The 25,909-nt window shown below is 71.2% G+C and carries 27 protein-coding genes and 5 pseudogenes; 20 read left to right on the top strand and 12 right to left on the bottom strand.

Features of this window, described 5'->3' with window-relative positions; translation table 11 throughout:
* Positions 1 to 200: 200 nt before the first annotated feature.
* From NLX86_RS28830 to NLX86_RS28860, 7 genes are all read left to right on the top strand, one after another.
* Complete coding sequence (locus NLX86_RS28830; RefSeq protein ID WP_254374736.1) at positions 201 to 1,616, top strand: segregation/condensation protein A; 1,416 nt, start codon at positions 201 to 203, stop codon at positions 1,614 to 1,616.
* Positions 1,613 to 2,254 carry an SMC-Scp complex subunit ScpB gene (gene scpB / locus NLX86_RS28835; RefSeq protein WP_254374737.1) on the top strand — a complete coding sequence of 214 codons (642 nt, stop codon included), beginning with the start codon at positions 1,613 to 1,615 and terminating at the stop codon, positions 2,252 to 2,254. The genes NLX86_RS28830 and scpB overlap by 4 nt, the downstream gene beginning before the upstream one ends.
* Entirely contained in the window at positions 2,254 to 3,375 is a 1,122-nt protein-coding gene (locus NLX86_RS28840; protein ID WP_254374738.1) for a pseudouridine synthase, read from the top strand. Before scpB ends, NLX86_RS28840 begins: the two co-directional genes overlap by 1 nt.
* Positions 3,376 to 3,512: 137 nt before the next feature.
* A complete protein-coding gene (gene pnuC / locus NLX86_RS28845; RefSeq protein ID WP_254374739.1) occupies positions 3,513 to 4,208 on the top strand; it encodes a nicotinamide riboside transporter PnuC in 696 nt (231 codons plus the stop codon).
* Positions 4,205 to 4,939, top strand: coding sequence for an NUDIX domain-containing protein (locus NLX86_RS28850; protein ID WP_254374740.1), 735 nt, complete (start codon positions 4,205 to 4,207; stop codon positions 4,937 to 4,939). The genes pnuC and NLX86_RS28850 overlap by 4 nt, the downstream gene beginning before the upstream one ends.
* Positions 4,936 to 5,976, top strand: coding sequence for an ADP-ribosylglycohydrolase family protein (locus tag NLX86_RS28855; protein ID WP_254374741.1), 1,041 nt, complete (start codon positions 4,936 to 4,938; stop codon positions 5,974 to 5,976). Before NLX86_RS28850 ends, NLX86_RS28855 begins: the two co-directional genes overlap by 4 nt.
* 171 nt (positions 5,977 to 6,147) lie before the next feature.
* Complete coding sequence (locus tag NLX86_RS28860) at positions 6,148 to 6,261, top strand: helix-turn-helix domain-containing protein (protein WP_254374742.1); 114 nt, start codon at positions 6,148 to 6,150, stop codon at positions 6,259 to 6,261.
* 7 nt (positions 6,262 to 6,268) lie between these two features.
* Here NLX86_RS28860 and NLX86_RS28865 read toward each other — a convergent pair whose 3' ends face one another.
* Both NLX86_RS28865 and NLX86_RS28870 read right to left on the bottom strand, forming a co-directional pair.
* A complete protein-coding gene (locus tag NLX86_RS28865) occupies positions 6,269 to 6,646 on the bottom strand; it encodes a hypothetical protein (protein ID WP_254374743.1) in 378 nt (125 codons plus the stop codon).
* Positions 6,647 to 6,703: 57 nt separating this feature from the next.
* Positions 6,704 to 7,132, bottom strand: coding sequence for a hypothetical protein (locus NLX86_RS28870; RefSeq protein ID WP_254374744.1), 429 nt, complete (start codon positions 7,130 to 7,132; stop codon positions 6,704 to 6,706).
* Positions 7,133 to 7,295: 163 nt separating this feature from the next.
* Between NLX86_RS28870 and NLX86_RS28875 the strand changes: the two are divergent.
* Positions 7,296 to 7,823 (top strand): annotated as a pseudogene (locus NLX86_RS28875) (transcriptional regulator); the annotation flags it as partial.
* Here the strand turns inward: NLX86_RS28875 and NLX86_RS28880 are convergent.
* The 5 genes and pseudogenes from NLX86_RS28880 to NLX86_RS28900 all read right to left on the bottom strand — a co-directional run bounded on the left by NLX86_RS28880 (position 7,804) and on the right by NLX86_RS28900 (position 10,655).
* Positions 7,804 to 8,466 carry an HAD family hydrolase gene (locus tag NLX86_RS28880; RefSeq protein ID WP_254374745.1) on the bottom strand — a complete coding sequence of 221 codons (663 nt, stop codon included), beginning with the start codon at positions 8,464 to 8,466 and terminating at the stop codon, positions 7,804 to 7,806. The pseudogene NLX86_RS28875 and the gene NLX86_RS28880 sit on opposite strands and share 20 nt — an antisense overlap.
* 143 nt (positions 8,467 to 8,609) lie before the next feature.
* A pseudogene (locus NLX86_RS28885) lies at positions 8,610 to 9,324 on the bottom strand (DNA polymerase beta superfamily protein).
* A gap of 10 nt (positions 9,325 to 9,334) precedes the next feature.
* Entirely contained in the window at positions 9,335 to 9,778 is a 444-nt protein-coding gene (locus NLX86_RS28890) for a Rieske (2Fe-2S) protein (protein WP_254374746.1), read from the bottom strand.
* Positions 9,779 to 9,788: 10 nt separating this feature from the next.
* Entirely contained in the window at positions 9,789 to 10,271 is a 483-nt protein-coding gene (locus NLX86_RS28895; RefSeq protein ID WP_374213986.1) for a DUF6529 family protein, read from the bottom strand.
* Between the two features lie 39 nt (positions 10,272 to 10,310).
* Positions 10,311 to 10,655, bottom strand: a complete 345-nt coding sequence (locus tag NLX86_RS28900) for a DUF952 domain-containing protein (RefSeq protein ID WP_254374747.1) — start codon at positions 10,653 to 10,655, stop codon at positions 10,311 to 10,313.
* 80 nt (positions 10,656 to 10,735) lie between these two features.
* Here NLX86_RS28900 and NLX86_RS28905 point away from each other — a divergent pair, with 80 nt between their 5' ends.
* The 6 genes from NLX86_RS28905 (at position 10,736) to der (ending at position 15,807) form a co-directional block, all read left to right on the top strand.
* Entirely contained in the window at positions 10,736 to 11,200 is a 465-nt protein-coding gene (locus NLX86_RS28905; RefSeq protein WP_374213987.1) for a YidB family protein, read from the top strand.
* Between the two features lie 130 nt (positions 11,201 to 11,330).
* Entirely contained in the window at positions 11,331 to 11,693 is a 363-nt protein-coding gene (aroH, locus tag NLX86_RS28910) for a chorismate mutase (RefSeq protein WP_254374749.1), read from the top strand.
* On the top strand, positions 11,690 to 12,775 hold the full coding sequence (locus NLX86_RS28915) for a prephenate dehydrogenase (protein WP_254374750.1): 1,086 nt from the start codon (positions 11,690 to 11,692) through the stop codon (positions 12,773 to 12,775). The genes aroH and NLX86_RS28915 overlap by 4 nt, the downstream gene beginning before the upstream one ends.
* 113 nt (positions 12,776 to 12,888) lie before the next feature.
* Positions 12,889 to 13,614, top strand: a complete 726-nt coding sequence (gene cmk, locus NLX86_RS28920) for a (d)CMP kinase (RefSeq protein ID WP_254374751.1) — start codon at positions 12,889 to 12,891, stop codon at positions 13,612 to 13,614.
* Positions 13,615 to 13,667: 53 nt separating this feature from the next.
* Positions 13,668 to 14,255: a 1-acyl-sn-glycerol-3-phosphate acyltransferase gene (locus NLX86_RS28925; RefSeq protein ID WP_254374787.1), complete on the top strand. Its 588-nt coding sequence runs from the start codon at positions 13,668 to 13,670 to the stop codon at positions 14,253 to 14,255.
* Between the two features lie 82 nt (positions 14,256 to 14,337).
* Entirely contained in the window at positions 14,338 to 15,807 is a 1,470-nt protein-coding gene (gene der, locus NLX86_RS28930; RefSeq protein WP_254374752.1) for a ribosome biogenesis GTPase Der, read from the top strand.
* A 14-nt stretch (positions 15,808 to 15,821) separates the two neighbouring features.
* On the opposite strand, the gene NLX86_RS28935 is transcribed toward der, so the two are convergent.
* Positions 15,822 to 16,172, bottom strand: a complete 351-nt coding sequence (locus NLX86_RS28935; protein ID WP_302061890.1) for a hypothetical protein — start codon at positions 16,170 to 16,172, stop codon at positions 15,822 to 15,824.
* Between the two features lie 175 nt (positions 16,173 to 16,347).
* Positions 16,348 to 17,124 carry a hypothetical protein gene (locus NLX86_RS28940; RefSeq protein ID WP_254374754.1) on the bottom strand — a complete coding sequence of 259 codons (777 nt, stop codon included), beginning with the start codon at positions 17,122 to 17,124 and terminating at the stop codon, positions 16,348 to 16,350.
* 212 nt (positions 17,125 to 17,336) lie between these two features.
* On the opposite strand from NLX86_RS28940, the gene NLX86_RS28945 reads away from it, so the two are divergent.
* Positions 17,337 to 17,930, top strand: a complete 594-nt coding sequence (locus NLX86_RS28945) for a transglycosylase family protein (protein ID WP_254374755.1) — start codon at positions 17,337 to 17,339, stop codon at positions 17,928 to 17,930.
* Here the strand turns inward: NLX86_RS28945 and NLX86_RS28950 are convergent.
* A pseudogene (locus NLX86_RS28950) lies at positions 17,890 to 18,595 on the bottom strand (ABC transporter ATP-binding protein). The gene NLX86_RS28945 and the pseudogene NLX86_RS28950 overlap by 41 nt on opposite strands.
* 96 nt (positions 18,596 to 18,691) lie before the next feature.
* Here NLX86_RS28950 and NLX86_RS28955 point away from each other — a divergent pair.
* The 4 genes and pseudogenes from NLX86_RS28955 to NLX86_RS28970 all read left to right on the top strand — a co-directional run.
* A pseudogene (locus NLX86_RS28955) lies at positions 18,692 to 19,180 on the top strand (IS200/IS605 family accessory protein TnpB-related protein); the annotation flags it as partial.
* Positions 19,181 to 19,822 (top strand): annotated as a pseudogene (locus NLX86_RS28960) (ABC transporter substrate-binding protein); the annotation flags it as partial. It abuts the pseudogene before it with no gap.
* A gap of 102 nt (positions 19,823 to 19,924) precedes the next feature.
* Positions 19,925 to 21,205, top strand: coding sequence for a glycosyltransferase family 4 protein (locus NLX86_RS28965; RefSeq protein ID WP_254374756.1), 1,281 nt, complete (start codon positions 19,925 to 19,927; stop codon positions 21,203 to 21,205).
* Between the two features lie 194 nt (positions 21,206 to 21,399).
* A complete protein-coding gene (locus NLX86_RS28970; protein WP_254374757.1) occupies positions 21,400 to 22,359 on the top strand; it encodes a YafY family protein in 960 nt (319 codons plus the stop codon).
* On the opposite strand, the gene ctaD is transcribed toward NLX86_RS28970, so the two are convergent.
* Positions 22,319 to 24,016 (bottom strand): cytochrome c oxidase subunit I, encoded by a 1,698-nt coding sequence (gene ctaD, locus NLX86_RS28975; RefSeq protein WP_254374788.1) that lies wholly within the window; start codon positions 24,014 to 24,016, stop codon positions 22,319 to 22,321. The two genes, NLX86_RS28970 and ctaD, sit on opposite strands and share 41 nt — an antisense overlap.
* 429 nt (positions 24,017 to 24,445) lie before the next feature.
* Here ctaD and NLX86_RS28980 point away from each other — a divergent pair, with 429 nt between their 5' ends.
* Positions 24,446 to 24,661: an I78 family peptidase inhibitor gene (locus NLX86_RS28980; RefSeq protein WP_254374758.1), complete on the top strand. Its 216-nt coding sequence runs from the start codon at positions 24,446 to 24,448 to the stop codon at positions 24,659 to 24,661.
* Between the two features lie 119 nt (positions 24,662 to 24,780).
* Here NLX86_RS28980 and NLX86_RS28985 read toward each other — a convergent pair whose 3' ends face one another.
* Complete coding sequence (locus tag NLX86_RS28985; protein WP_254374759.1) at positions 24,781 to 25,839, bottom strand: phosphatase PAP2 family protein; 1,059 nt, start codon at positions 25,837 to 25,839, stop codon at positions 24,781 to 24,783.
* Positions 25,840 to 25,909 lie beyond the last annotated feature (70 nt).

A 25,909-nucleotide genomic window follows, 5' to 3' on the forward strand; every position in this document is an offset into this window, starting at 1 on the left:
ATGCGGGCCCGGGTGCCCGGAGTGACATCAGCCCCTCCGCGGCGGGCCCCGCATCGCGCGTCGCGGCCTCCTTCACCTTGCGACACCAGCTGCCGCGCAGCGGGCCGCTCCCTGATTCCGGCCTGACCGGCCGGACACTCCGTCGCCGGTAGCCTGACCGGGCTGCCCTCCCGTACGAAGCCCCCGCACCCTGGACCGCGATGCCCCAGCCCGAAGACCACGCCTCCGCCCAGCCCTCCCGCGCCCCGCGCCGCAGCCTGGGCCGGGGCCCGGGCGCGGGCACCGAGCCGGCAGCGGTGCCCGTGGCGGGGGGCGAGGGCGAGGCACCTGAAGAGCTCCCCAGCCCCGCCCCCTCCCGAAACCGGCGGGAACCCCCCGGCCCCTCCGACCACCGCCCCCTCGCGAGCGGCGCTCAGAGCGCCACGGCGAGGCCCCCCGCCCAATCACCCGAGCCGAACCCCGGTCAGTCCCCGAGCCCGGCGGAGTCGGCGGCGGAGGCGGAGCCCGCCCCGGAGCCGGAGCCCTGGCTGCGCCCTGCCCCCGAGCAGGCCGTGAGCCCGGTGGGTTCGGCGGTGAAGGCGGAGCACCGGGTGCGTCCGGCCGCCGGGCTGGGCTCGGTTCCGGAGCCGGAGGCCGAGGCGGAATCCGGGCCCGGCCCCGTGGGGTCGGTTGCCGAGGCGGTGGCCGGATCCGTTCCGGGGGCCTCGGCCGGCGGGACGAGCGGCCGGGGGGCCGGGGGCTTGGCCCCGGTTTCGGGAAGGGGCGGGGTGGGAGACGAACCGCCCGCGGCCGGGGATGGGCGGTTCACTGTTCGGCTGGCCAACTTCGAGGGGCCCTTCGATCTGCTGCTGCAGCTGATCTCCAAGCACAAGATGGACGTGACCGAGGTCGCCCTCTCGAAGGTCACCGACGAGTTCATGGCGCACATCCGCGCCATGGGCGCCGACTGGGACCTCGACCAGACCACCGAGTTCCTCGTCGTGGCGGCGACGCTGCTGGACCTCAAGGCCGCCCGGCTGCTGCCCGCCGCCGAGGTCGAGGACGAGGCGGACCTCGCCCTCCTGGAGGCGCGGGACCTGCTCTTCGCGCGGCTGCTGCAGTACCGCGCGTACAAGCAGATCGCGGACATCTTCAGCGCGCGGCTGGACGCGGAGGGCAAGAGATACCCCCGCACTGTCGGGCTGGAACCGCACCACGCCGAGCTACTGCCCGAAGTGGTCATCAGCATCGGCGCCGAGGGCTTCGCCAGGCTCGCCGTGAAGGCGATGCAGCCCAGGGCCGAGCCGCAGGTGTACATCGACCACATCCACGCGCCCCTGGTCAGCGTGCGCGAGCAGGCCGACGTCGTCGTCGCACGGCTTCGGGAGCACGGGGAGGCCAGCTTCCGTACGCTCACCGAGGACGCGCCGGACACCCTGACCGTCGTCGCGCGCTTCCTCGCCCTGCTGGAGCTCTACCGGGAGAAGGCCGTCGTCCTCGACCAGGATGAGGCCCTCGGCCCGCTCATGGTCCGCTGGACGGGCGGCGACGGGGCGCAGCCGGCCGTGACGGACGAGTTCGATCAAGAGGATCCGCAGAACAAGGTTTCGCAGAACAAGAAGGAGGAGACGCCGTGAGCGAGGAGAGCCCGGCCGGATCGAGCGCGGTCGCGGATCTCGACCTCAAGCCCGCCCTCGAAGCGGTGCTCATGGTCGTGGACGAGCCCGCCACCGAGGAGCACCTCGCGAAGATCCTGGCCCGGCCGCGCCGCGCGGTGGCCGACGCGCTGCGCGAGCTGTCCGACGAGTACACCGTGCAGGGACGCGGCTTCGATCTGCGGCTGATCGCCGGCGGGTGGCGGTTCTACACCCGGCCCGAGTACGCCGAGGCCGTGGAGGGCTTCGTTCTCGACGGCCAGCAGGCCCGGCTCACCCAGGCCGCGCTGGAGACCCTGGCCGTGGTCGCGTACCGCCAGCCGGTCAGCCGTTCACGGGTCTCCGCCGTACGCGGAGTGAACTGCGACGGCGTGATGCGGACCCTCCTCCAGCGCGGTCTGGTGGATGAGGCGGGGACGGAACCCGAAACAGGTGCGATCCTGTACAGGACGACGAACTACTTCTTGGAGCGAATGGGCCTGCGTGGCCTGGACGAGCTCCCGGAGCTCGCGCCCTTCCTTCCGGAGGCGGACGCGATCGAGGCCGAGACGCAGGAAGGTGTTCCGTCGTTCGATCCGGACGCACCGGACACCGAAGCAGACGACAAGACGGAACTTTGATGCGAAGCAGCGGCAGGAACAGCGGAAGCGGCAACCAGAACCAGCGGGGTGCCGGCTCCGGGCGTGACGGGCGCGACGGGCGCGACGGGCGCGACGACAAGCAGAAGCGCGCGGGCCGTCCCCGTCCCGAGGAGCGCCGTTACGACGTGGGCGGTTCCGGCGGCGCTTCCGGCGACAAACCGGCGGAGCGCGGCCGGGGCGCGGCCGCCCGGGGCGGCGCCAAGGGCGGACCCAAGGCACCCGCCGGCGGCAAGAGCGCCCCGCGCCGCACCGGCGGAGGCCGGCCGCAGAGCGGTCCGGCGCGCCCGCGCGAGCTCGACGCCCGGATCGAGGAGCGCAACCGGGAGCGCCACAACAAGCCGCAGGTGAAGACCCCCAGGACGTTCCCCGGCGCCGAGCAGGAGGGCGAGCGGCTGCAGAAGGTCCTCGCCCGGGCCGGCATGGGTTCGCGCCGCGCGTGCGAGGAGCTGATCGAGCAGGCCCGTGTCGAGGTCAACGGCGAGATCGTCCTCGAGCAGGGCAAGCGGGTCGACCCGGAGAAGGACGAGATCAAGGTGGACGGCCTCACCGTCGCCACCCAGTCGTACCTCTTCTTCGCGCTGAACAAGCCGGCCGGTGTCGTCTCCACCATGGAGGACCCGGACGGCCGCCAGTGCCTCGGCGACTACGTCACCAACCGGGAGACCCGGCTCTTCCACGTCGGCCGGCTCGACACCGAGACCGAGGGCATCATCCTCCTCACCAACCACGGCGAGCTGGCCCACCGGCTGACCCACCCGAAGTACGGCGTCAAGAAGACGTACCTCGCCGCGATCCAGGGCCCGCTCCCGCGCGACCTGGGCAAGCAGCTGAAGAACGGCATTCCGCTGGAGGACGGCTACGCCCGCGCCGACCACTTCCGGGTCGTCGAGAACACCGGCAAGAACTACCTCGTCGAGGTCTCCCTCCACGAGGGCCGCAAGCACATCGTCCGCCGGATGCTGTCGGAGGCCGGTTTCCCGGTCGACAAGCTTGTACGGACCCACTTCGGGCCGATCCCGCTGGGCGACCAGAAGTCCGGCTGGCTGCGCCGCCTCACCAACACCGAGGTGGGCATGCTGATGCGCGAGGTCGGTCTGTAGGTCGGTCTGTAGGTCCGCCGACCCGACGAGCCCGCGGCCGGTCCCTGGCAACAGGGGACCGGCCGCGGGCTTCTTTGTGTCTTGCGGTGGCCGCCACCGGCCTTTATAGTCACAGTGACTATTAAGGAGGCTGGGGTGTGAGTCTCGCAGACGTACTCGGCCCTCTGCAGCAGCCGCTGTTCACCGTGCTGGACACCCCGGTCAGCTGGACCGAGGTCCTCGGCTTCGGCAGCGGCGCGCTCTGCGTCTGGCTCGTCACCCGGCAGCACATCGCCAACTGGCCGATCGGCATCGCCAACAACGTCTTCTTCATCCTGCTGTTCACCCAGGCCGGCCTGTACGCCGACGCGGGGCTGCAGGTCGTCTTCATCACCCTCGCCGGATACGGCTGGTGGACCTGGACCCACGGGGGTGGACCAGGTTCATCCGTCCTCCCGGTGCGCCGCACCACGCGCACCGAGTGGACCTGGCTGGTCTCGGCGGGGGTGGTGGGGACCCTCGCCCTCACCCTGCTGCTCGACCGGGCGACCGACTCGACCGTCCCGTTCTGGGACGCGCTGACCACCGCGCTGTCGCTCATGGCGACGTACGGGCAGTGCCGGAAGCGGCTGGAGTCCTGGTGGCTGTGGATCGCCGCCGACGTGGTGTACATCCCGCTGTACGCCTACAAGGAGCTGTACCTCACCTCGCTGCTGTACCTCGGCTTCATGACGCTCTGCGTCCTGGGGCTGCGCAACTGGCGGCGCGATCTGGCCGGGCAGGACCTGAAGTTGGCGTACGCCAACGTGGTCGGGGACGTCGACGACATCCCCCCACTGCCGGAGCGACGGTGAACGCCGGCGCGCCCGAGGGCTACGACCCGTATGCCTTCGAGCCGTTCGCGGTGACCGTGGACCTCGCCGTCTTCACCGTGCGGGGCGGCCGGCTGCACGTCCTGCTGATCCGGCGCGGCCAGGACCCTTACGCGGGCGCGTGGGCGCTGCCCGGTGGTTTCGTACTGCCCAGGGAGTCCGCGGAGACGGCCGCCCGGCGCGAACTCGCCGAGGAGACCGGCCTGTCGGAGCGGACCGCCGCCGCGCTCCACCTGGAGCAGCTGCGTACGTACAGCGAACCCGACCGGGACCCCAGGATGCGGGTCGTCTCCGTCGCGTACACCGCGCTCGTACCCGGCCTGCCCGAGCCGCGCGGCGGCGGCGACGCGGCTCACGCCCAGTGGGTGCCCGCCGATGCGGACGAGCGGCTCGCCTTCGACCACGACCGGATCCTCGCCGACGCCCGGGGGCGCATCGGCGCCAAGCTCGAATACACCTGCCTCGCCACCTCCTTCTGCCCGCCCGAGTTCACGCTCGGCGAGCTCCAGCAGGTGTACGAGACGGTCTGGGGCACCGCGCTCGACCGCCCCAACTTCCGGCGCAAGGTCCTGGCCACCCCCGGATTCGTCGAACAGGTGGCGGGGGCCGCGCGGCTCACCGGCGGCCGGGGCAAACCCGCCGCGCTCTACCGCGCCGGCCCCGCCACCGCCCTGCACCCACCTCTGCTGCGCCCGGAAGGACGGCCCGAATGAACCTCACGAACGGCAGGAACGGCACCCTGACCCGTACCAAGCAGGCGGCCACCGGCTCCCTGATCGGACTGGCCCTCGGGGACGCGCTCGGCTTCCCCACGGAGTTCAAGGATGTGCCGTCCATCCTCGCCGCGTTCGGGCCTTGGCGGGAGATGGAGCTGCCGCGGCCCGCGATCGTCACTGACGACACCCAGATGACCCTCGCACTGGCGCAGGGCATGCGGACCGCCATGGACCGCGGACTGCTCGCGCCGCAGCGGCTGGCCCGGCCGGTGCGCGAGGAGTTCGTGAACTGGTACCACTCGCCCGAGAACAACCGTGCGCCCGGCCGGACCTGCATGGTCGCCTGCCGGCTGCTGGACAGTGACCGGCCCTGGCAGGAGGCGAGCCAGGTCGGCTCGAAGGGCTGCGGCGCCAATATGCGGGTCGCGCCGGTCGGGCTCGCGCCCGCGCTGAGCGAGGAACAGCGCGCGGGCGCCGCGCAGATGCAGTCCGCGCTGACGCACGGCCATCCGACGGCGCTGGCCGCGAGCGACCTCACGGCGCGGGCGGTGTTCCTGCTCGCGCAGGGCGCGGAGCCGACCGGACTGGTCGGACAGCTCCGCTCGTACGCGGTAGAGAACCGCACCCGGTACCACGAGCGCTGGCTCGGCGACCTCTGGACGTACACGCACGACGCGTCACCCGAGGTCTTCATCTCCCGCGGCTGGGACGAATGCCTGGCGGTCCTGGACCGTCTCACCCAGGCCCTGCGTACGCCATCACCCGAGACCGACCCGTGCCTGGCGACGGGGGACGGCTGGATCGCCGAGGAGGCGCTCGCGACCGGGCTGCTGTGCTTCCTCCTCTTCCCCGAGGAGCCGGTCACCGCCCTGCGCAGGGCGGCCTGCACGCAGGGCGACTCCGACTCGATCGCCTGCCTGACGGGCGCCTTCGCGGGCGCCCACCTGGGCGCGGGAGCCTGGCCAGGGGACTGGGAGGCCCGCATCGAGTACCGGAGCGACCTGCTGTCGCTGGGGGCGCTCTGGGATGCGTGACGCGCCTGTCGCGAAGGGCGCATGTCATTCGTTCGAGCGATGCCGCATGACGAAGATGGCTACCGTCATGCGGAAGGGTCCTCGCCCGCCAGCGGCAGGTCGGCACCCGGGGCTGAGCCGCGCGCGAGCACGCGAAACCTCTCCCAGCAGGAAGTTGCCGAGAGGGTCGGCATGGACCGCGCCACGTACAACCGCATCGAGCAGGGTCACTCCGGCGGGCTGGACTCGCTCATCATGATCGCCGACGCGACCGGCGTGTCCCTCGCAGATCTTGTGCGGCAGTAGCGGGGGGTCATTCGAGCGTGAACCGGCCTGTGCGGAGGGTCTCGTGGTTGGCGAAGAGTGAGTCGAGCTGGACCTCGCTCTTGACGGCAGCGGCCCACTTGGTGTCTGTCAGGTCGCGATGGGCCGGGGCCCTCACGGTTCGTGCTCGGGTGCACTGGGTGAGGATCCACCTGGCCTGTACCTGGCCGGTCGGCGGGTTGGTGAACATGCTCGCCGCCAGCCGCCACAAGTGTTCGCCGGTCGCCGTGTCGGGGGCGATGACGCCAACGATGGCGATGTCACCCAGGCCGCGGGAGTCGCTGGACTGCGTGGTGTAGGCGACGGTGAGTCCCTCGAGGGGGTAGACGGTGACTCGGCTGCGTCCTGCGAGTTCGGTAGTGGCCATCGTTCTGTGTCGAGCGGACGGGCCGCTGCCGTAGCGACCCGCCCTGGGGTGGGTCAGCTAGCAGCAGGGGCCGTCGCCGCAGCAGGTCGGCTCTTGGCAGTCCGCCTTCGTGCCCCACAGCGATTCGTCGACCTGGTAGCCGGCGGCGCGGAGCTTGCCGACGACGTCGACCATCGTTGCCTTGTCCCGGTATCGGGAGCCCGGAGCGTGGTGGATGTACCGGCCGTAGCGCTCCTGGCACCAGGTCGTGTACTCGGCGCTGTGCAGCATGAAGGTGTGCCACGCCGGGTCGACCTTCTGCGAGGGCGACAGGCCCTCGCCGGTGCGGCCCATCACGTCGAGGAATGCGAGGCCCTGGTCCATGACGCGTTCTGCGACGCATGCCTCCAGGCCGTACTCCTCGGCGCAGAACGCTGAGAGACGGTCGAACAGGTCTGGCGCGACGAGGGTCCGCCCGTGGACCAGTTCCGTTGCGAGAGCGGTCATGCGATGCTCCTTCGGGTGTGTGCTCGGCCCGGGGCCAGCCCCCGCGCCGTCGTGCACGTGCTGGGCTCTGTGAGCCCGCCCGTCTCGGTCGCCGCCTGTGCAGGGATCAGCGGCCGGGGCGGGAGCTATAGGGCGGTGCCGCCCTCGTGCAGCGGGTTGCCTGCGCCGGGGCCCGGCCTCGGCCGGGTTCTGGGCGTGGCTGGATGCGGTGGAGGCAGAGTGTGAGACGCGCTGCGGCGACACCCGCACCGCGCTGCACCTGATCGGCCATGCCGAGGACGTCCTGGCCGCCGGGTCGGACCACCTGAACCCGGAATGGATGGACTGGTTCAGCCCGGTCCGGCTGGCTGCGTTCAAGGGCAATACGCAGCTGCAGGCGGGGCACCTGCCGCAGGCGCGGACCACGCTGCTGCACGTCCTCGAAGAGCTGCCAGCGGACGAGGACAAGCAGCGCACTGTCGTCCTGGGCGATCTCGCGGCAGTGGAGGCCGCGGTTGGCCACGCGCAGGACGCGTGCGGATACGCGTCCCGGGCACTCGATCAGCTCGGCATCACCTGGTACGCCACCGGCATGGACCGGGTACGAGAGGTGCGCAGGGCGCTCGCTCCTTGGCAGCACGAACAATGTGTCCGCGACCTCGATGAGCAGCTGTACGGATGGGGTACAACCGTCAGCGCGCTGACTGGTTGAGCTTGGCGATCTGCTCCGGAAGCTCCAGGAGGCTGTCGACCCGCATGGTCGGCAGCCTCTCTGCGTCGTCGGTGTTCCACTGGATCGTGGCCCACGGTCCGCGGCGGATCAGGGCGGTGGGCATGCCGGCGGCGATCGCTGGGCGGATGTCGTTGTCGACGCGGTCGCCGACGTAGAGGATCTCGTCCGGTGCGAACGGCACAACGTCGGCGACGCGCTCGAAGAAGAGCGGGTCGGGCTTCGAGGCGCCCCAGTCGTCGGAGGTGCCGATCAGGTCGACGTCCTCGGCGAAGAGCGACCGAAGGATGCCGCCGGCCCGGACGGTCTGGTTCCCCGCGATGCCGAGCCAGAGCCCATCGGCGCGGAGCTGCGCGAGGGCTGGGCGAACGTCGGGGTACAGGTCGCCCTCGTCGAAGTGCTCGGGCTGTCCTGCTGCGGAGCGGGCTTGGCGCTGCTCGTAGAGATCGAACCCGGGCTGGAACTCCTGGAAGGTGTCGCGGTAGTCGCGGCCCTGGGCGATGACGGCGCCGAACATGGCGGCGAAGGTGTGGCGTGGTACCTGCAACCAGTCGGCCCACGTGCCGTACTCCCGGGTCTCGTCCACGAGGCACTCACCGACATCGAAGGCTACTGCGCGAATCATGGGCCGATCGTAGGCCCTGTGTCCTCGGCCGCAGCAGCCGGCGGTACGGACAGCCCGACAGTCTTGGTCCATGTCCCCTGACCCGCGGTCTTGTGGATAAACGGCAGGCCGCACGCGCCACGCGCGCGGGGCTGAACGTCGCCTCACCGCGCTGAGGCGCGGCGCACCCGGACGAGGAAGTCCTCCACCCTGGCCCGGTCCGGCTCCGGTGGGAGAGGGGAGCGGGCGGCCGCATCGTCCGCCTCGGTCGCGAGGCCGGACAACCAGGTCTCGACCTGCGGCCACGCCACCTCGCCCCGCTTGACCGCCAGCAGGCGCTCACGGTGCTCGCTCACGTCGATGGTCAGGGCGCCGGTGCGGAGCAGGTCGCGGCACGACAGCAGCAGGCGCAGCTGGGGGCACCTCCCAGGCGAAGCTCTGGGGGAGCATGGCGTGCTTCCAGCGCGGGGCGCCGTACTGCCGTACGTCCGCGTCGAGCTTCTTGCGCTGGCCGGCCGCGTAGCGGACGAACGTCACATGCGCCTGGCGGGACAGGAACGCGTCGCGCACGGCGACGAGTTCGCGGCCCGTGTCGTCGATGTGCTCCGCGAGCGGGGAGTGCAGGCACTCCAGGATGTTCGGGTTGGCGCGCAGGGCGAGGGCGCAGAAGCGCTCCAGCTCCCAGGAGAACTGCTCCTCCGCCGGGCCCTCCACATGCGTCGGCGGCTTCTCGAAGCGCCAGTACAGCGGGGTCGGCGCGAGGAAGACCCCGCGGCGGTCGGTGTCGCTGGCGTCCGTGGCCAGCCCGAAGGCGCGCGAGCCCATCACGCACGCGTAGATGGTGTGGTCGCGCACCAGCGCCTCTGGAGTGACGTGCATGCGCGCGAGATTACGCCAGAAGGATCGCGTCCCCCTCGACGGTGATTTTCTTCTCCGCCAGCGGGCGCGTGGCGGGGCCGGCCGCGACCGCGGCGTCCGTGACGCTGAACTTGCTGCCGTGGCAGGGGCAGTTGATGGTGCCGTCAGCGACCTTGCTGACCGTGCAGCCCTGATGGGTGCAGACCGCCGAGAACGCCTTGAAGTCGCCCGCCTCGGGCTGCGTCACCACGATCTTCCGGTCCGCGAAGACCTTGCCGCCGCCCACCGGGATGTCCGCCGTCCTGGCCAGCTCCTCGCCACCGGGCGGCTGCGCCTGGGTGGCCGATGTCGCCGTCGGCGTACTGTCCGCGCCGTCGCCGCTCTCGTCGCCGTACTCGCTGCAGCCGATGAGCGCACTGCCCGCAACCGCGGCGCCCGCCGCCAGTACCGTCCGCCGGCGCGTGGTTTCCCGCATGGCCGTCTCCTTACGTCGTCACCCCGAAGGTGCGGAAGAACCACAGCGCCGAGGTCAGCCAGATCACTGTCAGCGCCGCGAACGTCAGACCGCCCGCGATCGGCAGCAGCCAGCCGGGCAGCCGCTCCGCGCGCAGCAGGAGCATCTTGGCGCTGAACGCCCCGAAGAAGAAGCACCCCACGAGCGAATGCCACATCACACGCGTCTCGTACGTCTGATAGCCCAGCGCGTACAGACAGTGGACGGCGACCGGCACCGCTCCGGTGCTGTTGAAGCCGGCCAGGTTGAATGCCGTACCCGCGGGGTCGTGCACGCTCCCGTACGCGCCCAGGGCGACCGCGACCGCCGCGGCGACGAGCGCCGGGACCAGGAAGCGGGCCGCGCTCGGCCGGGCATGGCCGTGGCCGTTGCGGGGCGGGCTGCGGAACGAGGCTGTCCGGGGCCGGGGCCGGGGCCGGGGCGCGGGGGCCGGTTCGCCGTCGCGCTTGAGGATGCCGACCTGGCGGCCATCGGGAAGGGACGGCGTACGCCATCAGCCTCCGCCGGGCCACGGCTGCAGGCCCAGCGCCCGGCCCTCCGCGTCCCGCCGCACCTCCAGCAGCCCGGTCACGGCGGCCCGGTCGACCGGCCCGTACACATGGGGGAAGAACCTCTCGCCGTTGCCCTCGCGGCGGACCTCCGCGTCCAGGACCGCCTCGTCGATCAGCAGCACCAGCAGCGGACCGTCCGTGTCCCGGTAGTACGCGTCGGCGATGGCCAGCGCCGAGTCCTCGTCCCCCGAGCAGTGCACGAAGCCCTCCGCGGCGAGGGACGCAGGCGTGTAGGGGAGGCCGGGGACGGCGGTCCACTCATCCAGGGACACGACATGGAAGATCATGCCGGACGTTCTACCGCAAGTGGCTCACCCAACTGGCAGCATGGGCAAGTTTGGGCGAGATTGTCGGTGTCCGAAGCCGGGTGCCGGCGAACCGGGCCCGGCCGGTTCCCTCGAAAGGCAACATCATGGCGCAAAAAGACCTCGGGTCCCTGCTGGGCGGTCTTCTCGGCGGCGGCGGCCAGAGCGGCGGCGGTGGCGGCAACATCCTCGGATCGCTGCTCAGCGCCTTCACCGGCGGCAAGAGCGGCGGCGGAGGCGGCAACCCCCTCGAATCGCTCATGGGGTTCCTCACCAAGTCCGGTGTCGGCGATCAGGCCCAGTCCTGGGTCGGCACCGGAGAGAACAAGCCGGTCAGCGGCGCGCAGATGAAGGAGGCCCTGCCGGACGACACGCTGCAGAAGGTCGCTCAGGAAGCCGGCGTCTCCCCGGAGCAGGCGGCTGACCAGATCGCGCAGTCGCTGCCGAAGGCGGTGGACAAGCTGACCCCGCAGGGCCAGGTCCCGACCGGCAGCCTGGAGGACATCATCAGGCGACAGGGATCCTGACCGGCCGGTGCCAGTCAGAACCGGGGACCCGGCGGCCGTCTCGCAGGACGGGCGCCGGGTCCTCGTGTCCGCCCCGCTGACTACGCTGGCGGGGAGCAGGGACACCCGAGGTACGGAGCAAGGAGCAGACGTGGCGGTACGAGCGGTCCGGGGAGCCGTCCAACTCGAACGGGACGAGGCCGGGCACATGGACGAGCAGGTCAGCGAGCTGCTCACCGCCGTCCTGGAACGGAACGGCCTCACCGCCGACGACCTCATCAGCATCTGGTTCACGGCCACACCCGATCTGCGCAGCGATTTCCCGGCGGCCGCCGCACGTAAGCTCGGCATCATCGACGTACCGCTGATCTGCGCCCAGGAGCTGGACATCGTCGGCGCCATGCCCCGCGTCGTCCGGCTCCTCGCGCACGTCGAGACGGACCTCCCCAAGTCCAAGATCGCGCACGTCTACCTCGGCGCCGCGGGCGCCCTCCGCAAGGACATCGCCCAGTGAGAACCGCACTCGTCATCGGAACCGGCCTGATCGGCACCTCCGCCGCGCTCGCCCTCGCCGGCCGTGGGGTCGCGGTCCACCTGGTCGACCACGACCCGGCCCAGGCGCGCATCGCCGCGGCCCTGGGCGCCGGTACGGACGAGCCGGCGGAGGGTCCCGTCGACCTGGCGATCGTCGCCGTCCCGCCCGCGCATGTCGCGGCGACCCTGGCCGACGCCATGCGGCGGGGCATCGCCCGCGGCTACATCGATGTCGCCAGCGTCAAGGGCGGCCCACGCCGCGAGCTGGAGGCACTGGGCCTCGACCTCACTCCGTACATCGGTACGCACCCGATGTCCGGAAAGGAGCGCTCCGGCCCGCTGGCCGCCACGGCCGACCTCTTCGAGGGACGCCCCTGGGTGCTCACCCCGACCCGGGACACCGACACCGAGGTGCTCAACCTCGCCCTGGAGCTGGTGGCCCTCTGCCGGGCCGTGCCGGTGGTCATGGACGCGGACGCGCACGACCGGGCCGTGGCGCTCGTCTCGCACACCCCGCAGCTCATCTCGAGCATGGTCGCGGCCCGGCTGGAGAGCGCCGACGAGTCGGCGGTACGGCTCTGTGGCCAGGGCATCCGCGACGTCACCAGGATCGCCGCCTCCGATCCCCGGATGTGGGTCGAGATCCTCTCCGCGAACCCGGGACCGGTCGCCGACGTGCTGGCCGGGGTCGCGGCCGACCTGGACGAGACGGTCCAGGCGCTGCGTGCCCTGCAGTCCTCCGACGAGGACAAGCGCCGCGGCGGCGCCGAGGGCATCGAGGACGTGCTGCGGCGCGGCAACGCGGGCCGGGTGCGGGTGCCCGGCAAGCACGGCGCGGCCCCTACGACGTACGAGATCGTCGCCGTCCTGATCAGCGACCGGCCGGGCGAGCTGGCCCGTATCTTCGCGGACACCGGCCATGCGGGCGTCAACATCGAGGACGTCCGTATCGAGCACGCGACCGGCCAGCAGGCGGGCCTGGTCCAGCTGATGGTGGAACCCCGGGCGGTACCGGTCCTGACGGCGGCCCTGCGCGAACGGGGCTGGTCCATCCGGCAGTAGGCCCCCGCTGAGCAGGCGGTTCGGGGCGGCCTTGAATACTCGGTAACCTTGTGCGGGGGCGCTGACGCGCGCCCGACCGCCGTTCACGTCCTCCCGCCCCGTGTACCAGGAAGGTGTCCACCACCGTGGAAACCGCAGCAACCGCCGCCCGGACTGCCCCGGCAGCTGTGATTGTCGCCATCGACGGTCCCTCCGGCACGGGCAAGTCCAGCACCTCCAAGGCCGTCGCCGCCAAGCTCGGGCTGCACTACCTGGACACCGGCGCCCAGTACCGGGCCATCACCTGGTGGATGATCACCAACGGGGTGGACGTCGACGACGTCGGCGCCGTCGCGACCGCCGCCGCCAAACCGTCCATCGAGTCCGGTACGGACCCGGCCGCGCCGACGATCACCGTGGACGGCCTGGACGCCTCCGGCCCGATCCGCACCCAGGAGGTCACCTCCAAGGTCAGCGCGGTCAGCGCGGTGCCGGAGGTGCGGACCCGGATCACCGAACTGCAGCGGTCCATCGCGGCCACGGCCGAGGGCGGTATCGTCGTCGAGGGCCGCGACATCGGTACGACCGTCCTGCCGGACGCCGACCTCAAGGTCTTCCTCACCGCCTCCCCGGAGGCGCGCGCCGCCCGCCGCAGCGGCGAGCTCAAGGGAAAGGACGCCCTCGGCCTCGCGGCCACCCAGGATGCGCTGATCAGGCGGGACGCGGCCGACTCCGGCCGCAAGGCCTCGCCGCTCGCGAAGGCGGACGACGCGGTCGAGGTGGACACCACCGAGCTGACGCTGGAGCAGGTCATCGAGTGCGTCGTCACCCTCGTCGAGGAGAAGCAGGCAGCGGCGTGAGCGAAGCCACCCTGCGGGGTGCGGCGGTCGGCCGACGGATCGGCATCGGACTGATGTACGGGCTGTGGAAGCCGCGCGTACTGGGAGCCTGGCGGGTCCCCGCCAGGGGACCGGTCATCCTGGCCGTCAACCACTCGCACAACATCGACGGCCCCATGCTGATGGGCACCGCGCCCCGCCCCGTGCACTTCCTGATCAAGAAGGAGGCGTTCGTCGGGCCGCTCGACCCGTTCCTGCGCGGAATCGGTCAGCTGAAAGTGGACCGTACGACCGCCGACCGCGCAGCGATCACCAGCGCACTCGGCGTACTGGAGAACGGCGGCGTACTCGGGATCTTCCCCGAGGGCACCAGGGGCGAGGGCAACTTCGCCTCACTGCGGGCCGGGCTCGCGTACTTCGCCGTACGCAGCGGTGCGCCGATCGTTCCGGTGGCGGTGCTGGGAAGCACCGAGCGCAGCGGACGGTTGATACGGGGGCTGCCCCCGCTGCGCAGCCGCGTCGACGTCGTGTTCGGCGAGGCCTTCGAGGCGGGCGACCGGAGCGGCCGACGTACGCGCAAGGTGCTGGACGAAGCCACCGTGCGCATCCAGGAGCGGCTGACCGCCCACCTGGAAAACGCCAAGCGCCTCACCGGGCGCTAGGCGAGACTTGACTGGTCGAGACTTGAGTAGTGGGCCGCGGACTGTGGTCCATCGATGATGCAACGAACGAGGTACGGACTTCATGAACGACCAGATCCACTCCGGCGATGAGCACGGGGAGCTTGGCGACGCCGAGTACGCGGAGTTCATGGAGCTCGCCGCGCAGGAGGGCTTCGACGCCGAGGAGGTCGAGGGCGCGATCGGCGAGGCCGGTCACGGCCCGCTGCCCGTCCTCGCCGTCGTCGGCCGCCCGAATGTCGGCAAGTCGACCCTGGTGAACCGCATCATCGGCCGCCGCGAAGCCGTCGTCGAGGACAAGCCCGGCGTCACCCGCGACCGCGTCACCTACGAGGCCGAATGGGCCGGCCGCCGCTTCAAGGTCGTCGACACCGGCGGCTGGGAGCAGGACGTGCTCGGCATCGACGCGTCCGTCGCCGCCCAGGCCGAGTACGCCATCGAGGCGGCCGACGCGGTCGTCTTCGTCGTGGACTCCACCGTCGGCGCGACCGACACCGACGAGGCCGTCGTCAAGCTGCTGCGCCGGGCCGGAAAGCCCGTCGTGCTGTGCGCCAACAAGGTCGACGGCCCGAGCGGCGAGGCGGACGCGACCGCGCTGTGGTCGCTGGGCCTCGGCCAGCCGCACCCCGTCTCCTCGTTGCACGGCCGCGGCACCGGCGACATGCTGGACGCCGTCCTCGAGGCGCTGCCCGAGGCCCCGGCCCAGACCTTCGGCAATGTCATCGGCGGCCCGCGCCGTATCGCGCTCATCGGCCGCCCGAACGTCGGCAAGTCCTCGCTGCTCAACAAGGTGGCGCAGGAGGAGCGGGTGGTCGTCAACGAGATCGCCGGCACCACCCGTGACCCGGTCGACGAGCTGATCGAGCTCGGCGGCATCACCTGGAAGTTCGTGGACACCGCCGGTATCCGCCGCCGGGTCCACCTCCAGGAGGGCGCGGACTACTACGCCTCGCTGCGTACCGCCGCCGCCGTGGAGAAGGCCGAGGTCGCGGTCGTACTGATCGACGCGAGCGAATCCATCAGTGTCCAGGACCAGCGGATCATCACCATGGCCGTCGAAGCGGGCCGCGCCATGGTCGTCGCCTTCAACAAGTGGGACACGCTCGACGAGGAGCGCCGCTACTACCTCGAGCGCGAGATCGAGACCGAACTCGCCCAGATCGCCTGGGCCCCGCGGGTCAACGTCTCGGCCCTGACCGGTCGCCACATGGAGAAGCTGGTCCCCGCGATCGAGACCGCCCTGACGGGCTGGGAGACGCGCGTCCCGACGGGCCGGCTGAACGCCTTCCTCGGCGAGATCGTCGCCTCCCACCCGCACCCGATCCGCGGCGGCAAGCAGCCGCGCATCCTGTTCGGCACGCAGGCCGGCACCAAGCCGCCCCGCTTCGTGCTCTTCGCCTCCGGCTTCCTCGAGCACGGCTACCGGCGTTTCGTCGAGCGCCGGCTGCGCGAGGAGTTCGGTTTCGAGGGCACCCCGATCCACATTTCGGTGCGGGTGCGGGAGAAGCGCGGCAGCAAGCACAAGAAGAAGTAGGGCCGGAGTACGGCTCAGAGCCCCCTGCGGGGCGCGGGCGGCAGCGCCGCCGGGAGGTGACTCCCGGTGTGGTGCTGCCGCCCGCCGCTGTTTCCGGTTGCGCCGTGCCCGGCCCCACCGCTGTGCCCGCTGTGGCTGCCGTGACCGCTGTGGCCGCCGCTGTGCCACGCGGCGCTGTGCCAGGATCCGCCGTGGCTGCTCGGGCCGCCGTGCACCCCGATACCGAAGGCCGTGAACCTCAGATCCTCCTCGCCGCTGCGGTCCCCCGGCAGGGCCCTGAAGGACCGGCGGTACTCCGAGTACAGCGCGTCGTAGATCGGGGTGTGCGAGAAGTGGCCGACCTGGGTGTCCCGGGACGGTCGCATCGCGGGAATCTGGCCGGCGAACGGCTGGTGGCGGGAGGGATCGTATGAATGCACGTATCTGCCAACGAACCGGGCGCCCGACGGATGCGGGCCGGACGAAGAAATCGCAGATCGCCGGGGGTGCGGCCGGAGCATCCGGCGCACCCCCGGCGCACTCAGGCCCCGGTTTGGCCGGTCAGGTGCCCGCCAGCGGCATCGCGGCCGCGACCAGCACTCCGGCGGCCGCGGCCTTCTCCAGGGCATCCCGGAGCAGGTCCTCGCGCGGCTGCTGGCCAATGGAGCCGACCGGGACCGCGTACACCAGGACGGTGTGCGACCGGTTGGCCGCCGCGCGCCAGCCGTCGGTGACCTGCAGCGGCTGGTGGGCCTGCCACCAGGAGACCGGGCTGCCGCCGCCGGTGCCCGGCTGCAGCACGGCGTGCAGCTGGCCCATGGCGAGCAGTACGGACCAGCCGGGCAGACCGGACGGCCGCTGAGCGACATCCGTGACCGGCAGGAAGCCCTGCTCGATGAGGAGCGGCAGGAAGTCGTCGCCGGGGCCGGAGGAGCCGGGGCGGGCGATCGGTGCGGTCGGCTCGACGACGAGAGCGGGGTGCAGGTCGCCGTCGATGAGTACGAGCCCGCTGGTGACGCCGAGCACCGCCTGCCGGCCGGGCTGCTGCCCCGCACCCCCCTCCTCGCTGGTGATGCTGCGGACGGCGCCCTGAAGCTGCTCCTCGGACACCGTCACCACCTGGGACGGAATACAGGACGCGTGCGCGAAGGCGAGCACGGCCGTCTCGTTGCCGACGAACAGCACGGTGCTGGTCCGCTCCTGCTCGGCGTCGCCCGGCGTGCGGCAGGAGGTGCAGTCGTAGTTGCCCGGCGAGGTCTCGCCGGCGAGCAGCAGGTCGGCTTCTTCGTCGCCGATCTCGGCGCGTACGTCATGACTGACGTCGAGCATGCGCGGCACGGGGTGCTCCTCGGACTCGGTGCGGTGCCGGGTGGTTCCCGGCTCTCAGAGCACAACGGGCTTTCCTCGGCCGGAGTCACGCAGGAAAGGGAACGGAATCGAACCGGCCGCCGCGATGGGCCGGCTCCGCGGCCGTCGGCCGAGCGGGTGGGCTTCGGGGTCTGCCGCGCGGCATCGGGAGGATGATCCGTAGAGCTGCATAGCGTGATCCGATGCCGAAACTCCGCCTCTGGCCGGTTGCCCTGCTCACCGCCGTGCTGGCCGCTGTGCCGGCCGCCGTGCCACTGAGCGCCCGGGCGGCGCCCCCGCCACCCGCCCCCGGACCGACGGAATCCGGCAGCGTCCCCTCCGCCTCCGCCTCCACCTCCACCTGCGCCGCCACCGGTTGGCCGTGGAACTGCCTCGCCGCGTGCGAGAGCGGCGGGAACTGGCACATCAACACAGGCAATGGCTTCTACGGCGGGCTGCAGTTCTGGCAGCCGACCTGGGAGGAGTACGGCGGACTCGCGTACGCCGCGCGCGCCGATCTCGCCACCCGCGAGGAACAGATCAAGGTCGCGGAGGAAGTGCTGCGCACCCAGGGCTTCAAAGCCTGGCCGGTCTGCTCCGTGCGGTACGGGCTGAAGGGCCGCGCCCATGTCGTGCGACGGGGCGAGACCCTGAGCTCCCTCGCCCGCCGGTACCGGATCAAGGGCGGCTGGACCGCCCTCTACCAGGCCAACGCCAAGGTGATCGGCCCCTCCCCGGACCGGCTCGCGGCCGGCGTCATGCTGGCCCTGCCGGAGGACGCCGGCTCGGGCCGCTGAGCAGTTCGGCCGCCTCCCCGCTGAACACCACAGCGCCTCGCCGGAGTTCGTGCACCACCACCACCGCCGGGCGGCCCCGCCGCCCGGCCGCCGAGGCCGGACGGCAGCCGCTGCTCGGCGACCACCACCGCGGCGCCGAGACCGCCGAGCAGTTCGTATGTACGGGCCGCCACGGAGGGCGACATGCCCTGCACCGGCTCGTCGACCAGCACGAGGCGGGCGCGCGAGAGCAGCGCGCGGGAGACCGCGAGCATCCGCTGCTCGCCGCCCGACAAGGTGCCCGCCCGGCGCGCCAGCAGCGGGCGCAGCGCCGGGAAGCCGTCCACGGCGGCCGTGAAGTCCCCTTGTGGCGAGGCGAGTTCCAGGTTCTCCGCGACCGTCAGCGTGGCGTACACGGCCTGCTGATCCGGTACGAAACACAGGCCGCGGCGCGCCCGGTCGTGCGCCCGCAGCCGGGTGACGTCGGCCCCGCGCCACAGCACCTGCCCGGCGGCGAGCGGCACGGAACCGGCGAGCGCGCGCAGCGCGGTCGTGCGGCCAGACCCGTTGCGCCCGAGGAGTACGGTGAGCCCGCCGCCCGCGGGGACGGCCAGGTCGATGCCGTGCAGGGCCTCCAGCGGCCCGTACCGTACCCGGGCCCCTCGCAGCTCGATCTCCACACTCATGGGGCCCCCGCCAGTACCCGGTCGGCGCGGTCCGGAGGTGACGATCCGTCCGGCGTCCATCACATGCACCGTGCCGGCGAGCCCGGCGACCAGATCGAGAAACACGGCCGCAAGAAGCGGTTCCGGCAACTCATCTCCGGCATCCCCACGGCGAAGCTCAAATCCCGGCTGGTGTCGATGGCCGCCGAACTCGGCATCGCCATCGTGGCCGTGGACCCCGCCTACACCTCCCAGTGGGGCGCGCAGCACTGGCAGAAGCCCCTGAACGCGCCCCGATGTAAGACCACCCGGCACGATGCCGCAAGCATCGCTATCGGACGACGCGCCCTCGGACACCCGATCCGGCGACGGACGGCACCGCCCCGTGCACATCAGAGCGATGTGCACGGGCATCGGACCGCCCAGGCCCCATCGGTCTTCCGGGGGAGCGAGGAAACCCGCCGCCCTGTCACGGACCATGGTCACGAGCCACGTGCCCGGACAGGGAACAAACAAGGAACGCGGGCGACCAGCGCACCCAAAACCGTTCGGGATGCGCGCAGCGACGGGACGTGGGTCCAAGACTCACTCCTGCTCACTGATTAGGAACGGTACCGGGTCGTCAGCGAGCAGGTCGACTTCGCACTGCCCAACTTCCGGGCGGTGGCGGCCGATCTGAAGGACCGCGGCGTCGACCTCGTCTTCGACGCGATGGACACCCACGGCAACGCCCGTCTGTGCGAGGCGATGGACGCGGTGGGCGCCCGCGTCACCGCCAAGGTCACCAACGTGCAGAACTGGTCCGCCACCGTCCCCGAGGACTTCAAGGACTCCCCGAGCTGCCGCAACGCCCTGTGGGTGACGGGGGCCAGTCGCAACTACGAGGACAAGGACCACCCGGCGGTACGCGAGTTCCGGGAGGCCGTGAAGGGCCGCCCTCAGTCACAGCCACCATCACAGTGGCAGTTGGAGGGCTGGGCGGCGGCGATGTGGTTCACCGACGCCGCCGAGTCCTGTCTGCCGGACCTCACCCGCGCCTGTGTGGAGCGCTTCCTGAACCGCCCCGAGCCGTGCACCGCACGGGGCCTGCTGCTGCCTGTCTCGTACGAGAAGTCCGCCGCTCCGCCGACGACCCGGCACGCCTGTCTCTCGGTGGCCCGCTGGCAGGACGGGCGCGGCTGGGTCACCCAGGGCGGGGAGATGACCGAGAACTGCTTCGACGTACCCCAGCTGGCCTACCGGCCCTGAAGTCCTGGCCGGGCGGTGAGATCCTTGTACCTGATATCAATGGCACAGCTGTTCGCCGACCAACGAACAACGGCTGTTCATCACAGGGGGATCTGTCCGCGCATGCACATTTCGTTCCTGCTTCACAACGCGTATGGAATCGGCGGCACGATCCGGACGACGTTCAACCTCGCCGAGACGCTCGCGGAGCACCACGACATCGAGATCGTCTCGGTCTTCCGGACCCGGCAGCGGCCGATGATGGGCACGCCCGCGGGGGTGCGCATGCGTCACCTGGTGGATCTGCGCGAGGGCAGCCCGGACTTCGACGGCGAGCACCCCGACCGGGACCTGCCGGCGCGGGTCTTCGCGAGCGGCGACGGCCGCCGCAAGCAGTACAGCCGGCTTACCGACACCCGGATAGGCGAGTACCTGAGGTCCCTGGAGGCGGACGTGGTCGTCGGTACGCGCCCCGGCCTCAACGTGCACATAGCCCGGCAGGCCCGGCGCGGCCCGGTGCGGGTCGGCCAGGAGCACCTGACCCTCGACAGCCACGGCCACCGGCTGCGGCGCGAGCTGGGCAGCCAGTACGCGCTGCTCGACGCGGTCACCACGGTCACCGAGGCCGACGCCCGCGCGTACCGCACCAGGCTGCGGCTGCCCGGCGTACGGATAGACGCCGTGCCGAACAGCGTGCCCGCCGCCTCGGTCGAGCCGGCCGACGGCTCGGCGAAGGTGATCGTCGCGGCCGGCCGGCTCACCCCGGTCAAGCGGTACGACCTGCTGGTCCAGGCATTCGCCAAGGTGGTCGCGGCCCACCCCGACTGGCGGCTGCGGATATACGGCAGCGGCGACGCGACCGGCAACGAGCAGACCGCCCTGTCCCTCCTCATCAGGGAACTCGCCCTCGTCGACCAGGTCTCCCTGATGGGCTCCGTCAGCCCGCTGGAACGCGAGTGGGTCAAGGGCTCGATCGCCGCGTCCACCTCCCGGACGGAGTCCTTCGGCATGACCATCGTCGAGGCGATGCGCTGCGGACTGCCCGTCGTCTCGACCGACTGTCCGAACGGCCCGCGCGAGATCATCGACGACGGCGTCGACGGCCGGCTGGTCCCGCCGGGCGATGTGGAGGCGATCGCCGGCGCGCTGCTGGAACTGGTCGAGGACGACGACCTGCGGCGCCGGATGGGCCGGGCGGCCCTGGCCTCCTCGGCCAGGTTCGACCCGGCGCGGATTGCCGAGCGGCAAGAGGCGATCTTCACCGAACTCCTGGCGGACCACCGCGGCCGCTCGCGCAGCGTCCTGCGGGACTCCGTGCTGCGCACGCGCGGGGCGGCGATGGGCGGGGCGTACGCACTCCGGGACAAGGCCGCGGCCCAGATCAGTAAGCGCCGCGCAGCCTGACCAGGCCGGCCGGCCTGACGCGGCGCGCACCTGACGCGGTGCGCAGCCTGACGCGCTGGTCCGGCTGACGCGGTGGCCGCCTGGCACGTGCCAAGCCTGACGCCGCGGCAAGCCAGGCGGGTGGCCGGCCGGGGCTGTGCCCGGGGTGGGCTTGAGGACCGTAGTTGTCCGCAAGGGGTGGCAGACTCTGGGCCATGTTGGAGACCTCGGCACGACTGCTGCGCCTGCTGTCCCTGCTCCAGGCCCACCGCGAGTGGTCCGGCGCCGACCTGGCGGACCGGCTCGGCGTCACCCCGCGCACCGTACGGCGTGACGTCGACCGGCTTCGCGAACTCGGCTACCCCGTCAACGCCAGCCCCGGCACGGGCGGCGGCTACCAGCTCGGCGCGGGGGCCGAGCTGCCGCCGCTGCTGCTCGACGACGAGGAGGCCGTCGCGGTCGCCGTCGGTTTGCGCACCGCCGCGGGCAACGGCATCGAGGGCATCGGGGAGACGTCCGTACGCGCTCTGGCGAAGCTCGAACAGGTACTGCCGGACCGGCTGCGCCGGCGGGTCAGCGCGCTCAACGCCTTCACCGTGCCCATGCTGCACGGCCCGGGGAACTCGTCGGTCGACCCGTCCGTGCTCACCGAACTGGCCAACGCCTGCCGGGACAGCGAACGGCTGCGCTTCGAGTACCGCGACCACGAGGGCTCCACCACCCGGCGCACCGCCGAACCGCACCGCCTGGTGTGCACCGAACGCCGCTGGTATCTCGTCGCCTGGGACCTGGACCGCGCCGACTGGCGTACGTTCCGGGTGGACCGGATCGTCCCCAAGCCGCCGCACGGCCCGCGCTTCGCCCCGCGCAAGCCGCCGGCCGACGACTTGGCGGCGTACGTCTCGCAGGGGGTCTCCACCCACGCCTACGCCGCCCAGGCAGTGATCCGGCTACTGGTGCCGCTGGAGGAGGCGGCCCAGGCCGTCTCACCGTCCGCCGGGGCACTGGAGGCCGTGGACGAGCACAGCTGCCTGCTGCGCACCGGAGCCGCCGGCCTCGACGTGATGGTGATCCATGTCGTGCTGATGGGCTTCGAGTTCGAGGTCGTCGAGCCGCTGGAGCTGTCCGACCACATCAGGGCTGTACGGGACCGGCTTTCCCGGGCTCTGCTCTGATCTGCCCCTCCTCCGCCAGTGCCGCGTACTCGGGGTGGTGGAGGTCGAAGGCCGGCGACTCCGAGCGGACTCGGGGGATCGTCACGAAGTTGTGGCGGGGCGGCGGGCAGGAGGTCGCCCACTCCAGGGAGCGCCCGAACCCCCACGGGTCGTCGACCTCGACCCTCTTCCCGTACTTCGCCGTCTTCCAGACGTTGTAGAGGAACGGCAGCGTGGACAGCCCGAGCAGGAACGACCCGATGGTCGAGAACGTGTTCAGTGCGGTGAAGCCGTCGGCCGCCAGATAGTCCGCGTACCGGCGGGGCATGCCCTCGGCGCCCAGCCAGTGGTGCACCAGGAAGGTCATGTGGAAGCCGATGAAGAGCGTCCAGAAGTGGATCTTGCCGAGCCGCTCGTCGAGCATCTTGCCGGTGAACTTGGGCCACCAGAAGTGGAAGCCGGCGAAGGTCGCGAACGCCACCGTCCCGAAGACGACGTAGTGGAAGTGCCCCACCACGAAGTACGTGTCGGTGACATGGAAGTCCATCGGCGGCGAGGCGAGGATCACGCCGGTCAGCCCGCCGAACAGGAAGCTCACCAGGAAGCCGACCGCCCAGAGCATGGGGGCCTCGAAGCTGAGTGACCCCCTCAGCATCGTGCCGCTCCAGTTGAAGAACTTCACTCCCGTCGGGACCGCGATCAGGAACGACAGGAAGGAGAAGAAGGGCAGCAGCACCGCGCCGGTGGCGAACATGTGGTGCGCCCAGACGACCACCGAGAGGGCGGTGATGGCCATGGTCGCCCCCACGAGCGTGAGGTAGCCGAAGATCGGTTTGCGGGAGAAGACGGGCAGGATCTCGGTGATGATGCCGAAGAACGGCAGCGCGATGATGTAGACCTCGGGATGGCCGAAGAACCAGAACATGTGCTGCCAGAGCAGCGCACCGCCGAACTCCGGCTGGAAGACCATCGATCCGAACCGCCGGTCCGACTCCAGCACCAGCAGCGCGGCGGCGAGCACCGGGAACGCGAACAGCACCAGGATCGAGGTGAAGAGCACGTTCCAGGTGAAGATCGGCAGCCGGAACATCGTCATGCCGGGCGCGCGCATCCCGATGATGGTGGTGATGAAGTTGACCGCGCCGAGGATCGTGCCGAAGCCGGCGAGCGCGAGCCCCATGATCCACATGTCGGCGCCGATGCCGGGGGACCGCTCCAGGCTGTTGAGCGGGGCATACGCGGTCCAGCCGAAGTTCGGCGGCCCGGTCGGGGTCAGCAGCGAGCCGAGCACGATCACGCCGCCGAAGAGGTAGAGCCAGTACGACAGCATGTTCAGCCTGGGGAACGCCACGTCGGGGGAGCCGATCTGCAGCGGCATGATCTCGTTGGCGAAGCCGGCGAAGGCCGGGGTGGCGAAGAGCAGCAGCATGATCGTGCCGTGCAGGGTGAACGCCTGGTTGAACTGGTTGTTCGACATCAGCTGCATGCCCGGCCGGGCCAGCTCGGCGCGCATCATCAGGGCCATCAGGCCGGCGATCAGGAAGAACAGGAACGACGTGATCAGATAGAGATGGCCGATCTTCTTGTGGTCGGTGGTGGTCAGCCAGTCCACGATGATCCGGCCGGGACCCTTGATCCGTTCCGGTCCCGCAATGGCCTCTGCGGTGTCCGTCCCCATCGCTGTCCCCTCGCTGGTCCGTCCCGTCTGCGGATCGGGCTTCAGGCTCAAGCCATGATGCTTGCAGGCGGCGGTGCCCAACAGGGCGTGGACGCGCCAGGACGCATACCGTTGTGTGGATCCGGTGGGGAAACCGTGAATTGCCAATGGCCCGTCAGGCGGCCCGCGCCGACCGGTGCCGGGGAAATCGTGGCGGGCGTTCCGGCGCATTGTCCGGCGGGAATTCGGGGGGTTGTTCACGGGGGTGCGCGGTGGCCATGGAATTGCCCGGAGTCAACAGCGGAACTGCCCATTCGAGACAGTCTGTTCGAAGGAATCGAGTGTCGTGATCCTGTGACACAAGCGTGACCCGTGGGGGACGAATGGTGATGCGCCCGGCTGACGGGCCCGGACTACCGCCCCTGCCGTCCGACGCCTACGGTGAATGTCATGGCACCCATACCGACCCCCTCCGCAGACCCCGCCGACAGCCCCGAGTCGTACGTCGGCCTGGATGCGGCCGCCGCCGAGCAGCTGGCCCGCAACCGCGGCTGGAGCACCGTCAGATCGCTGCCGCCGGGCTCGATCATCACCATGGAGTACCTGGCCGGGCGACTGAACTTCGAGGTCGACGGCGGCGTCGTCCGTCGCTGCTGGAAGGGCTGAGGCGGGCTGAGGCGCGGCTGATACAGGCTGTTACGGACCGAGGCCCCGGCAGGCTCCTTGAGGGAGCTTGTCGGGGCCTCGTCTCGCGGTGGCGAGGTGGTGCGTACCTCCACCGGGTCTCAGCCGCCCGCCACCGGGCGGGCCGAGGGATTGCGAGCCGCACGTTCCGGGTGCGGCGGCCGGCGGCTGCCCACCGGCGTGACCGGCGTCCGCTCGGAGCGGGTCGTGTGCGGCTTGGGCGCGAGATGCGCGGTGGTCCTGCCGGTGATGACGCTGCCGGCCGTGACGCCGCGCCCGGTGCCCACCGGCTCGCAGACCGGGGTGCCTTCCCCCGCCGCCGGCCCGCGCTGCGGGAACAGCGCGGGCCTGACACGCGCCGGAACCGGTACCGGTACCGGCACCGAGGTGCCGCGCTCGCGCAGCCGGGTCCACAGCTCGTCGCGCCTGGCGAGAATCCACGCCTCGGCAGCGGCGATCAGCGGCTCGAACCAGGGCAGAGCGAGCAGGATCAGCAGGCCGGCGGCCCAGCCCAGCAGGACGTCGCTCACCCAGTGCGTACCGAGGTAGACGGTGGTCGCGCCGACGCCGAGGGCCACGACGGCGGACAGCACGGACAGATAGCGCCTGGTCCGCAGCGTGGAAGCCAGGTACGCGAGGATGCCCCACGTCACCACCGCGTTGGCGGTGTGTCCGGAAGGAAATATATCGCCGCCCGCGAAGAGTTCGGCTGATCCGATCTGCGTCGCGTAGTGCGGACCGAGCCGGCCGAGGCCCAGCTTCACCGCGCCCACGGTGACGTTGAGCAACAGCAGGGAGACGCCGAGCGTGATCAGCGGGCGCAGGGTGTGCTGCCGCCACGACCGCCAGCCGAGCCAGGCGGCGACCATGACCGCGGTGGGGCCGCGCTGCCCCAGTACGACGAAGTAGTCGAGGAACGCGTGGAGTTCGGGCCATTGCTCGTACGGCCGGAAAAACATGATCTGCCAGTCCAGTCGGACCAGCCAGGACGTGGTCAGCACGGCCACGACGATCGCCAGGTAGAAACCCAGGGTCGAGCCGAGGAGCACGATACGGTGCCGGCTCATCCGAGGGATCTCTAGATGGGCCGGTCGTTCGGGCTCACGGTCCAGCCGGGCGAAGACCCGGTCCAGACGGGTGAAAGTTCGGTCGGTACGCACTCAATCGACGTTACAGCGACCGCGTCGGAGCCCACGTCGAATCGGTCGCTTTGTGATGACGATGTGATGT

The organism is Streptomyces sp. A3M-1-3, assembly GCF_024213665.1.
Classification (GTDB): Bacteria; Actinomycetota; Actinomycetes; order Streptomycetales; family Streptomycetaceae; genus Streptomyces.